Source organism: Gynuella sunshinyii YC6258 (assembly GCF_000940805.1).
Taxonomy (GTDB): Bacteria; Pseudomonadota; Gammaproteobacteria; order Pseudomonadales; family Natronospirillaceae; genus Gynuella; species Gynuella sunshinyii.
Genome location: NZ_CP007142.1, coordinates 5,495,759 through 5,509,838 on the forward strand (window position 1 = coordinate 5,495,759; position 14,080 = coordinate 5,509,838).

General features: G+C 54.3%; 14 protein-coding genes. All 14 read right to left on the reverse strand.

Translation table 11 applies throughout. The features are described from left to right. Window positions 1-118 precede the first annotated feature (118 nt). The gene (locus YC6258_RS22920; RefSeq protein WP_044618959.1) at window positions 119-1,393 is read right to left on the reverse strand and encodes an ATP-grasp domain-containing protein; all 1,275 of its coding nucleotides are present in this window, start codon (window positions 1,391-1,393) and stop codon (window positions 119-121) included. Then, complete coding sequence (locus YC6258_RS22925) at window positions 1,393-2,334, reverse strand: alpha/beta hydrolase (protein WP_044618960.1); 942 nt, start codon at window positions 2,332-2,334, stop codon at window positions 1,393-1,395. The genes YC6258_RS22920 and YC6258_RS22925 overlap by 1 nt, the downstream gene beginning before the upstream one ends. A gap of 23 nt (window positions 2,335-2,357) precedes the next feature. Continuing rightward, complete coding sequence (locus YC6258_RS22930; RefSeq protein ID WP_044618961.1) at window positions 2,358-3,644, reverse strand: MFS transporter; 1,287 nt, start codon at window positions 3,642-3,644, stop codon at window positions 2,358-2,360. Window positions 3,645-3,686: 42 nt separating this feature from the next. Further along, complete coding sequence (locus YC6258_RS22935; protein WP_144407722.1) at window positions 3,687-4,589, reverse strand: class I SAM-dependent methyltransferase; 903 nt, start codon at window positions 4,587-4,589, stop codon at window positions 3,687-3,689. Next, entirely contained in the window at window positions 4,576-4,929 is a 354-nt protein-coding gene (locus YC6258_RS27675) for a Rieske 2Fe-2S domain-containing protein (protein ID WP_052830515.1), read from the reverse strand. The genes YC6258_RS22935 and YC6258_RS27675 overlap by 14 nt, the downstream gene beginning before the upstream one ends. Continuing rightward, a complete protein-coding gene (locus tag YC6258_RS22945; protein ID WP_211264576.1) occupies window positions 4,910-6,304 on the reverse strand; it encodes an iron-containing redox enzyme family protein in 1,395 nt (464 codons plus the stop codon). Before YC6258_RS22945 ends, YC6258_RS27675 begins: the two co-directional genes overlap by 20 nt. A 213-nt stretch (window positions 6,305-6,517) precedes the next feature. Continuing rightward, window positions 6,518-6,676, reverse strand: coding sequence for a hypothetical protein (locus YC6258_RS30405; RefSeq protein WP_169749013.1), 159 nt, complete (start codon window positions 6,674-6,676; stop codon window positions 6,518-6,520). Continuing rightward, window positions 6,673-7,743, reverse strand: coding sequence for a bifunctional DNA-binding transcriptional regulator/O6-methylguanine-DNA methyltransferase Ada (gene ada, locus YC6258_RS22950; protein ID WP_044618962.1), 1,071 nt, complete (start codon window positions 7,741-7,743; stop codon window positions 6,673-6,675). Before ada ends, YC6258_RS30405 begins: the two co-directional genes overlap by 4 nt. Window positions 7,744-7,921: 178 nt before the next feature. Continuing rightward, the gene (locus YC6258_RS22955; protein WP_044618963.1) at window positions 7,922-8,344 is read right to left on the reverse strand and encodes a hotdog fold thioesterase; all 423 of its coding nucleotides are present in this window, start codon (window positions 8,342-8,344) and stop codon (window positions 7,922-7,924) included. 67 nt (window positions 8,345-8,411) lie between these two features. Beyond that, on the reverse strand, window positions 8,412-9,788 hold the full coding sequence (locus YC6258_RS22960; protein ID WP_052830516.1) for an AMP-binding protein: 1,377 nt from the start codon (window positions 9,786-9,788) through the stop codon (window positions 8,412-8,414). Then, on the reverse strand, window positions 9,782-10,720 hold the full coding sequence (menC, locus tag YC6258_RS22965) for an o-succinylbenzoate synthase (protein WP_044618964.1): 939 nt from the start codon (window positions 10,718-10,720) through the stop codon (window positions 9,782-9,784). Before menC ends, YC6258_RS22960 begins: the two co-directional genes overlap by 7 nt. A 3-nt stretch (window positions 10,721-10,723) precedes the next feature. Next, on the reverse strand, window positions 10,724-11,575 hold the full coding sequence (gene menB, locus YC6258_RS22970) for a 1,4-dihydroxy-2-naphthoyl-CoA synthase (RefSeq protein WP_044620349.1): 852 nt from the start codon (window positions 11,573-11,575) through the stop codon (window positions 10,724-10,726). An 8-nt stretch (window positions 11,576-11,583) separates the two neighbouring features. Then, window positions 11,584-12,312, reverse strand: coding sequence for an alpha/beta fold hydrolase (locus YC6258_RS22975; protein WP_044620350.1), 729 nt, complete (start codon window positions 12,310-12,312; stop codon window positions 11,584-11,586). A gap of 17 nt (window positions 12,313-12,329) precedes the next feature. Next, complete coding sequence (gene menD / locus YC6258_RS22980) at window positions 12,330-14,036, reverse strand: 2-succinyl-5-enolpyruvyl-6-hydroxy-3-cyclohexene-1-carboxylic-acid synthase (protein WP_044618965.1); 1,707 nt, start codon at window positions 14,034-14,036, stop codon at window positions 12,330-12,332. Window positions 14,037-14,080 lie beyond the last annotated feature (44 nt).

Genomic DNA, 14,080 nt, shown 5'->3' on the forward strand with positions numbered 1-14,080 from the left:
CGGCAGTTTTTATGAAGCCGGAAACAGACCTCGTATGTATGGGAGTTCAGAGGATTAAACTACTCGGCTTCATACTGCCAGGATTCCCGAAAATTGCTCTTGAATTCGAATCTTTTGATCATGCGGTCAAATCATGAAACTCCGTAATCAATAGTTGCTGCTCCAGCTGTTTAATGGTCTGAAAATCGCGTTCAACGGCTGCTGCATCGGGTCCGCACAAAACGATGTAACCCAGATCCAGGTTCGAGAACAGATCCTTGGTCTTTTCAACCCGATCACCATCCCGAATATTGATCACGCTGGTGTAATGGGTAGACAACGCCTGAGCCCGGTCAAGCACCGCTGTATTACTGACAATACCGGCTTCCCGCGCCACCAGAAAGGTAACGGTCAGATGTCGCAGCAACTGGAAATCCTGCGTCGGTAATTCGCCGTCACAGTGATACCGGGCAAGCCGGTCTAACTGACTGTCACCGGTCGCCACCCGGTTGTATCTGGCCTGACCGCCACCGTGAGGACGGGCGGCAATTTCAATCAGCCGGATGCCCTCAGGTGTCAGCATCAGCTCCACATGACCCGCACCATGTCGAATGCCCAATGCGTCGAGCACCCCAAACGCGTATGCAATCAATGCGGTGTTATCCGGTGCTGACGGGGAAATCCATTCCATGGCATTGTAAACCGCCATATTGCCGCCGTTATCAATCTTGTGGTACCGGCAGATATCGGTAACGGTATGGTGGCCGGCAATACTGACGGTATCGACCACAAACTCATGGCCAGTGACGTATTGCTGCACCAGTACTTCATCATTCATCAGCCCAAGCCGGTTCTTGGTATGCACCAGGGCTTTAAAATAAGGTCTCCAGTCTTCACCGGCTCTGATGCAACGAACGCCATCGGTACCGGCACTTTTCGGAGGCTTGATCACCAGATCGCGCCCCCTCAGCGCAAATTCCTCCAGCCAACGTTCCACAACCGCGACAGAGTCAGTACAGATTTGCGGAATAACTGCCAGTCCGGCGGCAGCCACGGCTTGCGCCATCAGATACTTATGTCGCCGGGCGCTGCTTAAGTTCGCGTCGTTGGCATATTCCGGTAACAGTGACTGACACAGAAGATCACACAGCTCAACGCCTGACTCTGTACCCGGCAATATGCAGCGCGGCTGCAACGCCGACAAACTGGATAGCAGTTGTTCAAGATTATCTCCTGTGAATACGAACACCTGATCAAAATCGTCCGGTCGATAGGAAGCGGCATAAACATCCGGCGGAACCGGGGTTGATATCACGGCATAAACCGGAACTCCGCGCTGCCTGAACGTCTCAGCGTAGAGTGCGCCAGTGGAATATGGATCTACGATGACGGCTGGCTGATTCGTTGTGTTCATCAATATGCCTCCTCTGGAACCCGGGCCAGTCGGGTTACCGCATCACAATAGCGTGCCCAGGCCTGAGCCATGCTGCGAGACAGTCGCCGGGCCCGCAGTGGCGCATGTACCAGTCCGGGTTCAATGGTTAACTCAACCGCTATCCCCTGTTGTTGCAAATGTTCGCTGTAGCGCACGGCATCCTGAACCAGAGAGTCCTCGGACGCACCCATGATGTAAGCCGGAGGCAGATCATGAAACGAACCGCTGATCAGGGGAGAGACATAGGCATGCCGGACCTGCCCGGTGGTCGGTGCATAACAGGCGGTAAAAAACTCCATTTCGCCACCGGACAACAACGGCGCGTCATCTCCACCATGGCGCCATCTGCTGAAATCCAGTACGGGGGAAATCAACGCCTGACCGGCCAGTGGAGGCTGCTGCCGGTCACGCACCATCATCGCCACCACCACCGCCATATTGGCACCCGAGCTGTCGCCGGCAATAATGACCGCATCGGTGGCGGTATCTATATCGAGTTCACCATTACGCAACGCCAGCAGGGCCGCATAGCAGTCTTCCAACGGCGCCGGAAACGGATGCTCAGGAGCCAGACGAAAATCCGGGGCAACCACGGTCAACCCAGTCTGTCTGCACAGGTCGGCAATGGCAGAGTGGTGCGAGTCCGCGGAGCCAAGGACAAATCCACCACCTCGCAGATAAAACACCACCCCCTGACGCCGGGATCCGATTGGAGTATATATCCGCACCGGTACCTGGACCTCAGGGCCCTGTACAACCTGACTGGAAACCTTGACGTTTTCAGTCTCGGGAAACGCAAACTCATCATTCAGCCGCAGATACAGATCGCGCTGCTGTTGCACCGGTAATTTGTAGAAATCCGGATATAACACCTTGTTGCTACGATCAATGAATTCTTGAATACCATCAGCAAAAGCCATTGTTTTTCTCCTTAAAAATAAGTTCAGGATTCACGGGGCTGCGAGGTGGTTTCACGTCGCAGGCATTCGAGCAACACTCCACGTCTGGCCAGCACCGGAATACACAACATGCTGCACAGCCCACCAATCCACAGGGCGTGACTGAGGCCGAACATCAACGTAGCGCCGGAAGCCAGCAGGCTGCCGATGGAAAACGCACCCCAGGTCAACACCCGCTGTACCGAATTGACCCGACCCAACAGTTCCGCCGGTGCAGCGGTTTGCCGCAACGTGACGGCGGTGGGTCCAAAGGAACCTTCACCCATGCCATGAATCACATTCGCGGTGATCAATCCCAGTACCGAACCCGCCATGCCGGCAACCGGGATAAAGGCCAGTCCAACCACCGCCGCTGTCGCCGATAACACCAGTCCCCTGCCGACGCCCACGCGGCGCACCAGATGAACAGACAAGAGATTACCGATTGGAAAACCCAGCGCAGAGGCGCCGATAATGATGCCCACCAGCGATTCCGACAGTCCCATGACCTTGACGCAATAAAGCACAATGGTGGTTCGCACCATCATCGTGAACATCACATACACCACGCCACACGTGATCACCGGTTCCAGAATCGGATGTCGGAATACAAACACCAGTCCTTCAGCGATATCCCGCCGCATCCAGCCAGGTTGTTTTTGCCGCCGGGTCAGTTCAATACGTTCTTTTTTATGTTGAATCAGTCCGATGGTGATAAACGACACGATGGACGAAACCGCATTAATAAACACTGCGATGACCGTACCAAACAATGCGATGACCGGGCCGGCCAGCATCGGCCCGAGAGATTTACTGGATGACTCAAAGAACGTCAGCCATGAGTTGGCTTTATGCAGTTTCTCTTTGTCCGTATAAAGCTCTGGCAGAAACGAGGTGTAGGCAATCTGAAAAAATACCAGCGAAATGCCGGATACCCCGACCAGCAGCATCAGAACCGGAAAAGACAGCCGATCAAAATACCCCAGCAAGGCAATGGTCAGAAATGTCACCACCTGTACAGCTTCACACAGCAGCATGACTGATCGACGCTTGAGATAATCGATCATCGCACCTGCCTGCAACCCGACCAGAAGAAACGGCAGATAAAGGGCAAATGGAAGTAATACCGCCTGTGCTTCAGTCGCACTGACGACCGACACCGCCAGCAATGGCAGGGCAATCACCATAAACTGATCTCCGACCAGACTGATGGATTGTCCCGATAACAACAACCTGAAATCCCGCCTCGCGGTAGATACATCCTGAGCGGGTTGAACGCTGGACTGCTGCATAATTTGACTCCTTTACCAGCCGCATGACTGGTCCTGAACGATTTATGTGAATGAAAAGTAGATTTCGGTTTCACCGATAGACAGCAACATCGGCAGCGGTTGTCCCTGATGGACTTCAATGGGACTGGAAAAAATCTGTACGGCCTGCATCCAGTGGGAAGCAACATTACCGGGATGGTTTGACAACATCTCATCGTCGGTAAGATCCAGTTCAAACCAGAACACCACACCATGTACAAGAGCCGAAACGTTCGGTTCAAACACCACCTTGGACATGGCTGGAAACAGGATGTCCTGATAAAAAGAGGCAGTGGCTACGGTGAGCGCTGGTGACGCCAGCTGATAAAGCCAGGTGTCCAGACGACACGGAAAATAATGCGGAGTGGCAAACTTGTTGAACAGGTTGACGTCGAAATCGAGCACCCGGTCGACCCGATTGAGCCGATGTACATCGCGACTGCTCAACAGACTTGCTTTCAAACGCACAGACTGTGGTAACAGCAGCGCATCGGGTTTCAACAACCGGCTTTTGGCATGCACCAGTGACGGCACAAACCCTTCTCCAAAAAAGCCGCAATCAACCGTCTCGGAAATCAGAATATCGATATCCGCTGGCACATCGATCCCCGGTATCAGGTCTGTGGACAGCTTGTTGATGACGGTCACCCGGTCGGAATAGCCATTATTGGCAACAATTTCGGCCGCCATCTGGGCCACATCCGGATTCACTTCACAGGCATAGACATGGCTCGCACCGTTACGGGCGGCGAGCATTGATAGCAAACCGGTGCCGGTACCGATATCCAGGACCGTCCTGCCAGTCATATCAACGGATTCGATGGCACGTTGAAACGCCTGATTACGCTGTCCGTCATTCAGCATGGGAAAATGCCATCTGGGAATGGACTTCGCGCTTTCCATTTCGATTAACTTATTCGTTGTCACAATTGTTCTCCTTATTATTGCTCTCGTGATTACAGACCTCTTCCGTCTGAGTCCGGGTAAAACCAACAAATCCCTCGATTTCCACTGATATCCGATCACCGTGACTGGCAACCGGCAGATTCAGTCTTTGCAGCCGACAGAAGCTGGTGGCATTGCCATGCCAGGGGCAAAGAACACTTTCACCTTGGTGTTTGCCATGGGTCAGCGGGCCACCGCGATGCGGACAGGTCATATCAATAAATACCGGTTCTGACTGACGGGACAATCGGGCCAGCACAAAGCGGTCGAGTGTCCGGATCACCAGCGGCAGGTCAGTGACTTTAAATGTGATGGTCTGCATAGCGCGCATAGTCTCCGATCGACAGAATCCGATAGTTGCAGCTTTCAGACAGCACCAGGGCGCCATGAAGCCGGTTTTTGCGAATGACCACGCACTCTCCGGGACCAAGATCCGAATAACAGTTAAAGCCGTGACAGAACCGCAATAACCCCTGATCCACCACGCAGAACTCATCACCATCGTGAACATGGGGGACAGATAATTCGTGATACGGTTCATCCAGCAACATGACCGGCAGGTTTTCGATGTCGCCAAACACAGAAGGCTTGATCTTATGTGCCAGATCACGATGATCCTGCTGCTGTGCCATCCAGGTGAGCTGACTGGACAGATCCTGCTCGGCGATCTGCTGCAACCGGCGGGTCATTTCAACACCTTTCGCCATCTCAGCGACGACATCGTTGCCAAACTGCGCAATGGCCGGTTTCAATAATTCATCGATTCCCATGCGGCCATGGTGTTTATCAATGTGTACATGCTCCTGGTAATAACGGACATCAGCCTGCTCGCCGTAGACCTCGCGCAACAGCCCGGCCATCTGCCGGCAGTATGGTCCGAAGGTGTTTTCGGCGTAGCTGATGGCCCCCAGATACTGGAAGAAACATTCCGGACGACGGCTGATGTAGTGGAAGTAGTTATTCATCAGCAGGGTGGAATTCAGATAAAACGACCAGTAGGCATGAGAGTGGGTTTTCAATCCGATGGATGCCAGAGTGGCTTTAAACAGGGAGCTGTGTTTGGTTGCATGATTACCATAACCAAACTCATCAATGATGATGCGAAACAGCGCAGACTGCAGCGCACCGTAATCCCCTTTGCCATGACGAATCATGTGAGATGATTCCGGCAGAAAATCCAGCGCATGCTGAATGACCAGGGTTTCGGCCAGTTCTTTGCGATCCGGCCATTCCCGCACCAACGCCAACGAGGCAGGTAATTCATCATTATCCTGAATGGCTGAATCGAAATAATCGAACAGTGTTGCGCTGTTCCAACCGGTGCCAAAAGTCGCCAGTTCATCCATCAGAAATCCAAGACACCGGCGTTCGAGTTCAGGCACCAGTTCTGCAGACAGCTGCCGCAGCTCATCGCTGTACACTGCTTTCAGCTGTTCGACGATGTTGCCGTCATGCTGTTCCGGCAGAAACAGAAAATCCTGTTCGTTCAATGCCGTCAAAATACGATTCATCGTGAATGCCGGATAGTTAAAAATATTATCCGCTCGGGTGGGCTCAAAATGAGTATGTTTAAAGGTTTGAGGCCTGACCATCCGGAACCAGACGGACGTTTCCTCTACCCAATCTTCGTTATCCCTGAACTGCGGGAAGGTTCCCAACAGGGCAAGGTTTTCGTTAAACCGATCCTTTACTGTCATGATTGTATCCTTGTGTAAGCTGTACCAGATGTCGTCTGCCAGACGAACGATTCCAGTGTCACACAGCCTCGAAAAAGGCAGCAACGAACAGCGGTGACAATAATTTCACGACTATTTGTCACTTCGAATACGCCCAAATGCTGTATAGGCCCTTAAATTCTGTGTCCCGCCATATCTCCGTTAACACGAAACAAGAACCTCCCGGTTGCACGGTTAAGGTCGGTTGCTGGTATTAAGGAAGTTCTGAATAATGGGTGGTTCCGGAAGAGTCGACAGCCCTTCGACAGGAAAAAAAGTTAACGCCCAGGCACCGATGACCTGCTGATTTCCACCATCGCCGGCGGTCGAGGATGCAGGTAATTTGCCCGTCATGCTTCCCGCTCCCGTTCCAGCAGTGTCTGTTTGCGCTCCACCCCCCAACGATATCCGGATAATCCACCATCATTGCGAATCACCCGATGACAGGGAATGGCCACGGCGAGTTTGTTGGCACCACAGGCCTGAGCCACTGCCCGCACGCTTTTGGGGGAGCCGATCATCTCAGCAACATCCAGATAACTGGCCGTCTGCCCGGGCGGAATAGACTGCAATGCCGCCCAGACCTTGCGCTGAAATGCGGTACCGCGAATGTCCAGAGGCAGGTCCAGAGTCTGGAACGGATGTTCGATCAGTCCGACCACCTGGGCGACAACCGCCTCGAAATCGGCGTCTCCGCCAACCAGTTCGGCCGCCGGAAAGGCATCCTGCAATTCCTCGATCAGACTCTGCGGAGATTCCCCCATCTGAATGCTGCAAATCCCTTTTTCGCTCTGAGCCACCAGAATCGCCCCCAGGGAACACTCACCGATAGCAAACCGTATGCGGGTATCGGTACCACCTTTTTTGTAGGCTTTGGGTGACATACCGAGAATTCTGTCGGCTTCATCGTAAAAACGCCCGCCGGTGTTGTAGCCGGCCGAATACACCGCCGATGTCACCGTGGTTTGTTTGCTCAGCTCATCCCGGACCCGCTCGGCCCGCCGTCCGGCGGCATAACGTCTTGGTGTCAGGCCCACATAGCGCTTGAATACCCGTTGCATGTGGTACTGGCTCCAACCGGCGACTTCTGCCAGTTCCAGTGAGGTCGGCATAGTCTCGGCACGATCAATGTAACGACACAGCAATTCTACGGTCCGGGCCTGCTCACTGAGGCCGGAAGTGTCTTCAGGATGGCAGCGGCGACAAGCCCGAAACCCGGCTTTTTCGGCCATGGAAGGGGTCGGGTAATACTGAACGTTTTCACGATTGGCCCGCCGGGAGGGACAGGAGGGACGGCAATAGACACCGGTAGTAATGACACCGTAGACAAACACGTTGTCAAAGTCGGGATCACGGTCCACCACAGCCTGCCAGAGCCGGTCCGCAGAGAGAGTATCAAGCAGCGGGGTTGCTTCAGTCACAATGTTGCACTCGTTCAAGTTATGCGATTGGACCTACTATAGCTCTGGGAGGTTGCCAGACAACCTGATTATTGCTCTTGAATTCGAAAGGATGACGACCCGGCGACAGAATGTACGCGGGTCAGGAAATGAAGGTCGCCCACACATCTTTCGGACAACCATTGCAGATGCCTCTTTATCAGCTCATTTTTCTGACCGCAACGGTCAACCGCGACAAACATACCAATTCATTTGTTTCATCGGTTATCCGGATTTCCCAGACCTGAACCGATGAACCGATGCGTATCGGTGTGGCGACGCCGGTGACTTCGCCACTGCGCTTGGACTTCAAATGGCTGGCATTCAGCTCCAGACCAAAGCAAATATTACTGTCTTCGGTACACAACGATGCGGCGATGCTGCCCAATGTTTCTGCCAGCGCAGCAGATGCTCCGCCATGAAGAAAGCCCATGGGCTGTTTGGTGGCTTCCATGACCGGCATGGTGGCCGTCAGCGTCCGTTCACCGATTTCGGTAATTTTGATCCCCAATGCCACTGAAAGGGTGTTTTGGCTGAACGCGTTCAAATCGTCCACGGTTGCATGGCGTTTCCAGATACTCATCAATGTTTTCCTCCTGGGCTGGTGTTAATACAAATATGCAGACCGGATACAAACCGGTCCGGTCAATTCAGTCAACCGATCTCCCGGCCATCAGCTCGGCAGCCTGCTGCTGCAACTGTGGTCGTCGGGGCTTCAGTCCGGCCTCCGCCGGCAGACAGGCATAGTGCCGGGGTACCAGATAACCCGGCAACCGCTGTTTCAGAGCCAGAATCGTCTGTTGCTGCCATTGCGCAGAACACACCTGGGAGTCCCGCAACTCCACAAAGGCAAATGGCACCTGACCGAATTCCGGGTGCGGCACCGGAACGACCAGTGCCCGCTGCACCTCTGCCAGCTGTTGCAGATGCCGCTCAATTTCTTCCGGCTGGATATTTTTCCCGCCGCTGATAAAACGATTATCCCTGCGGCCGGTCACCGCCATATGGTGATCAGACAGAGTCACCAGATCACCGCTATGAAACCAGCCTTCGTGGTCGCGCGCCGGCTGAATGCCCGGCGCTGACCAGTACCCCGCAAACAAACTGCTGCCGCGCATCAGCAGCTCCTGTTCCGCCGACACCTGAATCTCCATTCCGGCAGTGACTATCATCCGCCCATCCGGGCTCAGGGTCAGCAAATGCGAAGCGGTCTCGGTCATGCCATAGGTCTGCCAGACCGGCAGCTGCCGTTTCCGGGCCTGCTCCAGCAACGGTGCCGGACAGGGACCACCCCCAAGCCAGACCACCTTCAGCGAAGGACAATCCACCTCGTGGGCCAGATAACGCTGCAACTGGGTACTGACCATGGATACATGGGTAATACTCCAGAATCTCAGATGATCCGGCTGATCCACGGCACCATCCATGACCAGAGCAGTACGTGAGAGCATTGCCCGCAATGCTTGTACAATGCCGCCGATATGATGCAACGGCAGACTCAACAGGGTCCGGTCAGTACCTGTCATTGGAATCATGGTGTTGGCGGCGGCGGCATTGGTCAACAGGCTGTTCAGGGTATGCAAAACCAGTTTTGGCTGACCGGTGGAACCCGAGGTAAATATCCCCAGACAGGGGCGGGAAAAATCCACATGATCCGGTCCCTGCGCCGCAACCACCTCTGATGCTGACAGCTCTGGCAGCGACTCACACACGCTTGCGTCAATCTGCTTCGCCAGCGACCGAAAACGCGATGACGGACTGTCCGGATCCACCGGTACGGCCACACAGCCCAGACGAAACAGCGCAAACAATGCCGCCAGGGTATGCCAATCTTTGACTGCCGGGATTATCACCCGTTCATCATTGCTCAATCCTGCTTCACTGAAGTACTGACAGTACTTCTGCACCGACTGCTCAAACCGCAAAAAGGAAACCGTTTCAGATGGCATGAGCAACCATGACAGTTGCGGCTGTTGTCGGGCTGCCAGCGCTATCGGGCAAACATTTACCACGGTACTGGCTACCATGATACTGATTCCAGAGACTGAGAGATAAAACCCGATGAGGTCATGGCCGGAAAATACTTCAGAGTATCCAGGCCCTGCGCACCCGACAATTTATATGACTGTGCCATACGATAAATCAGCTCCATACCTACCGGACTTTCAAAGCTGCTGCTCAGCACGCATTGCACCCCCAATTGCCGGCCATACTGTATCAGCTTATCGGTACGATCATACCCCAGCAGCGTGGGTTTCAGAATAAATGCCGCCAGACCAGAATAATAATCCGGCATTTTCGATACCTGATAAAGACTCTCATCAAGGGCGTATGGAATATCACTGTATTGCGACCAGTAGCGATAATCTTCACGATGGCACAAGGGTTCTTCAAACCATTCAATCGCAGTGTATTCCGGCAGGCGATTGAACATGTCAAGTTGCTCAAGCGTCCAGCTGCCATTGGCATCCAACCGGATACGACCACTGAAACCGCTGTCGAGCAGCTGTTGAACGCGACGAATATCCTCCACCAGTGGTCGTTGCCCGACTTTGATTTTGATGCAATCAGCAGTGTTCTGTGACACCCCATCCTGATAGCTCAGCAGCTGACATATCTGCGGTTGCTCCGGCTCAGGAAACTGCCAGGCCAACAGCGCCGAACGCAACCCGAAGTTCACCGCCGGATACCAACCCGGATCAGACCACTGCTGTAGTGTGGTTATGCTGAGTTCAGGCCCGGCAGCATACCAGTCGCGCAACTGAGTGAGACACTGAGCCAGCGTCTCCCGGCTGTAGCCCGGCAAAGGCGACACCTCAGTCCAGATTGCCCGGTCCGCCAACTGCCACTTCAACAACAACCCCTGACGATCACTGAGTGCCTGTTCTGACAGCACCAGTGGCGGCTGCAGTGGCAGGCGGAAACGAAACAGTTCCAGGCTCAGTATCCGGTCATTCATGGTTCAGGGCTGGCGCTTGAATTTACTGAAATCCGGTTTACGTTTTTCCAGATAGGCATTTTTGCCTTCCTGTCCTTCTTCGGTCATGTAGAACAGCATGGTGGCATTACCGGCCAGCTCCTGTATACCAGCCTGACCATCGAGACCGGCATTAAAGGCTGATTTCAAAACCCGCAGGGAAATCGGTGAATGCTGTAGCATCTCTTTGGCCCAGCTTACCGTTTCAATTTCCAGCTGTTCGAGCGGTACCACGGTATTTACCAGACCCATATCCAGCGCCTGCCGGGCATCATACTGGCGGCACATAAACCAGATTTCCTTGGCTTTTTTGGGGCCGATCAGGCTGGCCATGTAGCTGGCGCCGAAACCACCATCAAAGGAGCCGACTTTCGGGCCAGTCTGGCCAAAACGGGCGTTTTCCGCGGCAATGGTGATATCGCAGACCAGATGCAGCACATGGCCGCCACCGATGGAATAACCCGCCACCATGGCAATCACCGGTTTTGGCAGTGAACGGATTTCTTTTTGCAGATCCAGCACGTTCAGGTGATGGGTACCGCCGTCATCCTGATAACCGGAGTTGCCACGCACCCGCTGATCCCCTCCCGAACAGAAGGCCATATCGCCCTGCCCGGTTAAAATCACCACGCCAATCTGATCGTCAAAACGGGCATCTGACAAGGCCTGGCGGATTTCCATAATGGTCTTGGGCCGAAAAGCATTACGGACTTCAGGCCGGTTAATGGTGATTTTGGCGATGCCTTCGGCCTTGTGATACAGAATATCGTCATATTGAGTGCCGACGTTCTGCCATTCGAGAGCAGGTTTGATGGAACTGTGAGCTGGGTTATTCATGGCCATTCCTAATGAGTATTCATGGAGTCAATCAGGTGAGTTAAGGTCGCGGCAAACCAGTGCGGATCTTCAAAATGAATATTGTGACCACAATGATCGGCAACCCGGTGTCGTGCCGCCCCGAGGGTCTGCCCCAGGCGGGTGTATTTGGAATCGTTTTTACCGGAGAGAAAGAAAAAGGGCAATCTCAGCTGCTGCATCGCAACGCTGAAATCCGGCTGCCGGGCCACGCTCAGGGCCAGTAACTGCCGGGCTACCATGGTGCCATCGAGTGACTGTTTAGAGCTGATCAGTCGCTCGATCTGATCGGTCCGCAAGCTGGCAAACACATTCTGGGCATACCAGTCAGACAGCACCTGTGGCATAGGCTCAGCGGCAAAGCGTCGCGCCCAGGCCTGATCAAGAAGCCAGCGCTGATGACGTTCTGCGAGGCTTTGGGTACCAAAGTTACCGCTTTCCAGGATCAGCCCCTGTAGCCGCTGCGGAGAGAACTGCATCAAATACTGACACACACTCATGGCCAACCGGGCGCCCAGCGAATAGCCCAGCAGCACAAACCGCTCCGGTAAGCGGTCAACGTGCTGGTGGAACCAATGCAACACGATTTCATGAAAGCTGTCCGTCAGCGGGTCAGCGGCAATCCGGGGCAATTCCAGGCAATGGCACTGAATCGTTGCCGGCAGCATTGAGCACAGCTCGGAAAAGTCATTGGCCCGGCCCAGAAAACCCGGAATCATCACCAACTGCACGGGTTTCACAGGCAGGCACTGATGGCCGGCAACTGCCGGATCTGTTCGATAAATCCCTTGAGCCGGGTCGTGCCTTCATGAATCCGGCATTCGATCAGGCGGGAACGTTTTGGGTTGCCGGAGACTGTCAGTAGTTTTTGCAGCCCAGGCAAATCCGCAACTAACTCATAATCCAGCTCAAATTGCGCGGCTGCGTGCTGAAACGCAAGCCCATGCGGCATCAGAAACATCTGTTCATACGCCGTCTGCTGACTGGCCGGCAGCAGGTCAAAAATACCGCCGCCGTTATTGTTCAGCACCACGATGGTGATCGCCGCAGGCATTTTAGCCAGCAGCGCCAGACTGTTGAGATCATGCAACAACGCCGTATCCCCCACCAGCAGATAACTGTGCTGGTAGGCACTGGTCAGAGCCGCCGCCGTGGCCACCAGACCATCAATACCGCTGGCACCTCGACTGCTGTACACATGAATATCCCGCTCGGCAAAACGCCCATAACTGTCGAGCATGCGAATACTCAGACTGTTGCCGGCCATAATCGCACTGCCGGCCGGCATGTGGCACATCAGCAATCTGGCCACTGCCGCTTCATGCCAGCTACCGTCGACCAGATCCGGCAAGGCTTCGGCCAGTTGTTGGTGCTGCCGGATCAACAGCTGCAAATTGGGATGAACCGATGGCGACGGAAGCCATTCAGCCACTCGCTCAAACGAAATTGTCTGCTGCCGGGCACGTCGGGTCGGGTCCAGCGGCTGATCATATTCTGACAACAGCAGATACTGTGCCTCAGGGGCGCGCAGATACTGTTCCAGAAACTGACCAACACGCTTGCTGACGATACGACCACCAAACTGAATCACCAGATCGGGCTGTAATTGCGCCACAAATGCCGGATGGGCCAACAACAGATCTCCGTAATGCAGCAGGTGTACTTCATCGCAACCACGAAACTGGCTGGCGATATCCGCAATAACCGGACATCGCAATCGGCTGATCCAGGGCAACAGCTGCCGATGTTGCAGGGGCGTGAGCTGCCCCAGCAGAATCAGCGTCGAACGGCTTGAACGAATGATGTCCAATAATGTCTCATCGATGCTCTGTGCCGGAGTTGCACAGGTGACCGGGTTCAACCGGAGCCAATCCAACGGCAGCGGTGGAACCTGTTCATAGAGCGGTTCGTCAAACTGACAGTTCAGCTGGATCGGTCCGGGCAGGGATAACTGTGCATATTGCTGCAAAAAACCGCTGATCTGTTGATGCAGCGCCTGACTGTCAGCCGGACAGCTGAGATTGACACTCAACCGGGCATTGGCACCAAACATATGTTTTTGCCGAATGGCCTGGTTGGCACCGCATTCAAGCAGCCGGTCAGGACGATCAGCGGAGAGAATAAACAGCGGCACCAGGGTTTCGAATGCCTCAACCACCGCCGGGTGCAGATTGGCAACGGCGGTGCCCGAGGTGGTTACGATACAGACCGGCTGTTGTTGTACCCGGGCCAGGCCCAATGCCAGAAATCCCAACCCCCGCTCATCAAAGTGAGTATGCAGGTTCAGGCCATCAAGTTCCCTGCTCAGCCGGAACAGTGCCAATGAAAAGGCGGCATTGCGGCTACCCGGTGCGACGCAAAAATGTCGCACTCCGAGGTGATACATCAGATGAATCAGGGATTCCGCCCATTGGGAGTTGTGTAGTGTGTGTTGGTACGGCATGTCACTCGTTACTTAACGATTATCGGTCCGGCCACAGACGCAGC